The 2914-nt window shown below is 47.4% G+C and carries 1 protein-coding gene and 6 tRNA genes; all 7 read right to left on the bottom strand.

Going from position 1 to position 2914, the window contains the following annotated elements; genetic code table 11:
• The coding region (locus V7147_RS07010) for a glycoside hydrolase family 3 protein (RefSeq protein ID WP_335367136.1) at positions 1-1797 on the bottom strand (1797 nt) is incomplete at its 3' end.
• A gap of 533 nt (positions 1798-2330) precedes the next feature.
• Positions 2331-2413, bottom strand: a tRNA-Leu gene (locus V7147_RS07005).
• A gap of 30 nt (positions 2414-2443) precedes the next feature.
• Positions 2444-2529: transfer RNA gene (locus V7147_RS07000), tRNA-Leu, on the bottom strand.
• Between the two features lie 37 nt (positions 2530-2566).
• A tRNA-Cys gene (locus tag V7147_RS06995) sits at positions 2567-2640 on the bottom strand.
• Between the two features lie 2 nt (positions 2641-2642).
• Positions 2643-2717, bottom strand: a tRNA-Gly gene (locus V7147_RS06990).
• Positions 2718-2721: 4 nt separating this feature from the next.
• A tRNA-Leu gene (locus tag V7147_RS06985) sits at positions 2722-2802 on the bottom strand.
• A gap of 14 nt (positions 2803-2816) precedes the next feature.
• Positions 2817-2892, bottom strand: a tRNA-Lys gene (locus tag V7147_RS06980).
• Positions 2893-2914 lie beyond the last annotated feature (22 nt).

The following is a 2914-nucleotide window of genomic DNA, read 5'->3' as shown; positions in this document are numbered from 1 at the left end:
GGCGGCCTCACGCTCTTTTGCACCAAATGTCATAGGCAGCTTTCCGGAGGGATTAACCCTGCCATAGAGCAGGTTGGCGACAGCATTGCCATCCTCCATACCCGGGAACCACGCCTCGAGCACAGCAGGAACTTTATCCAACCATGGCATCAGTACTGTACCTGAAGTCTTCAACACAACAACTGTATTCTTCGCGTTTGCCTTCATGACTGCGTCAATCAACGGCTCCTGCTCCACCCAGTCCTGTCTGTCCGGATGAGGGTCAAGGTCAATAGCTGGGAATCCGAGAGTTTCTCGGTCCTTGGTCTCATGCGGGTTATCACCGACCATGAGCAGCACGACGTCGGAATTTGCAGCCAGCTTGGCTGCAGCCTCAGGGTCACGACCATTGTTATACGTTACCTTGGTGTTGTAGCCTAATTCCTTTATGACGTTCTCCAGCCCCTGTTTAGGGGTGACCGTGTAAGGGGCATTGACGTTCTCGTTATTGTCCCGAACTGAGCGCGGGGACATCTTAGCTATACCTGCAAACCACTCGACACCGATTAACGCAATCGTTTTCGGCTTGCCGTCCAGCGGTAGGAAGCCAGCTTTGTTCTTCAATAGCACGGTCCCCTCCTCTGCTATCTTCCGGGCGCTAGCGCCATTAGCCTTCCGATCGACAATCTCCGGCATGAATTTGTCAAATGGCTGATCCATTTGACCAAACTCAATCATCTTGATGTACCGCGGACGAAGCAAGTTGTCAATGTCGTTCTCGGTCACCTGACCTGAGTCGAGAGCCTTCTTGACTTTCTCCTCGGTGTAGTACTGTGGCGCCCAGTCGAGTTCAACATCCGTGCCCGCCTTGATGGCAGCGACCGTATTGTGAATCGCTCGACGGTCACTCATGACCCAACCGTCGAAGCCCCAGTTACGCCGAAGGGCATCCTGGAGTAGTTCAGAGCTGTCACAGGCAAAGGTACCGTTGACATCCGGGAATGAGCACATCACGGAGGCAGGGTCTACATCCTTGACTACCATCTCGAACGGCAGCATGTATAACTCGTTCATGGCACGAGAGGGAACCTGAACACCCATCGTCCATCGCTCAGTTTCCTGCTCGTTACCGGCAAGGTGCTTAAGTTGTGCCTGAATCTTTTGGTCCTGGATGCCCTTGACCTGCTGGCTTGCCAAAGTTCCCGTTAGGTAAGGATCCTCACTGAAGTACTCATAGGCACGACCACCGTATGGATGACGCAGGAGGTTCATGCCTGGTCCGAGCAACACTTGATGCGCGAAGGCACGGGTTTCCACGCCAAGGATCCGTCCTACCTCATAGTTCTGCTTACGGTCGAAGGTAGCCGCCATGGCAATAGTGGATGGCAGACCTGTAGCCAACGGGTCATTACCACAGGATCCGCCCTTCACACCTGTACCACCGTTAGTCATGCGAATTGTGGGGATGCCAAGTTCCTTGATTCCGCGGATCTGCCGGCCAGTATCCTGCCACTCACATCCGGGCAAGGTACCCTCAGGCGGGAATTCGCCACTCTGATACTTGTTAGAACCGCCCCTTTTGATAATGACAGTCTCACCGGTGTTGTTTTCATTGAAACGTGAGATAGCGATTTGCTGGATTTTCTGATCCAACGTCATCGCTTTGATAAGTAGCTCGGTCCGCTCCTGAGCAGAGAGCTTGCTATTCATCCAGGGTTGAGTCCCTTCCGAAGCACTCTGCTGTGCATTAGCAGGAATTACAAACGTTGATAAGAAAAACATTACTGCTAAAAAAATTGAAATAGCTTGTTTTATCATCTTAATCTCTCCTTACTATCTATATTGTTTATGTAGTATTTTTAAATAATCTGCTTTAACCTCTCCCATCTATCTATGTCGTTTTAGTATTGAAATAAATAGTATTATTCTCTCCTTTTATCTATGTTGTCTATTTGTTTTGAAAAAATTCGCTTTATACATCTTAATAAATCTCTATCAAACTTAAGTAAAGCCATTAGCATAGTCACAAATCTCTCTATTTATCTATTAGTCAATTGAACGGTTTAATTAAAGAATTGTAAAAGATACCATGAAAGCTTTTATAAATATAAAAAAGAGCCAAAATAAGCAGGTAGTTCTAAACAACCTGCATTATTTTGGCTCTTTTTCTTAGCGTTAAAGCCCCTCTAAAAAGAAGAACAATAATAAAATATTTGTTTGCTGCGAAATAAGTTTTCCCTTAAAAAATTTTTTATTTATCCCATGTTGGCAATTTTAATAAATCGTTCAATTATATAATTTTTATAACAAAAAACCCCACAGCTTGATACTGTGAAGTTCATGTTCTTTGATACCTGAGGCCGGACTCGAACCGGCACGCCATCGCTGGCAGTGGATTTTGAGTCCACCGTGTCTGCCATTCCACCACTCAGGCAAATATAGAAAGAAAAAAGACATCAAAAGATGCCGAGAACCGGAATCGAACCGGTACGGTAGTCACCTACCGCAGGATTTTAAGTCCTGTGCGTCTGCCAGTTCCGCCACCCCGGCAAATAATAATAAAGCACTTACAATCATTATAAAATAATGGAGGCGGCAACCGGATTCGAACCGGTGGTAAAGGTTTTGCAGACCTCTGCCTTACCACTTGGCTATGCCGCCATTGGAGCGGAAGACGGGATTCGAACCCGCGACCCCCACCTTGGCAAGGTGGTGTTCTACCACTGAACTACTTCCGCATAATGCGGGTGAAGGGACTCGAACCCCCACGTCAAAGACACTAGATCCTAAGTCTAGCGCGTCTGCCAATTCCGCCACACCCGCATATATTATTTAAATGGTGAGCCATGAAGGATTCGAACCTTCGACCCTCTGATTAAAAGTCAGATGCTCTACCGACTGAGCTAATGGCTCGTAAATGGTGCCGGCGATAGGA

Source organism: Bacillus sp. JJ1521 (assembly GCF_036965165.1).
In the GTDB taxonomy this organism is placed as follows: domain Bacteria; phylum Bacillota; class Bacilli; order Bacillales; family Bacillaceae_L; genus Ferdinandcohnia.
The sequence above is the reverse complement of the archived record's forward strand: the minus strand, read 5'-3'. Positions and strand labels throughout refer to the sequence as shown.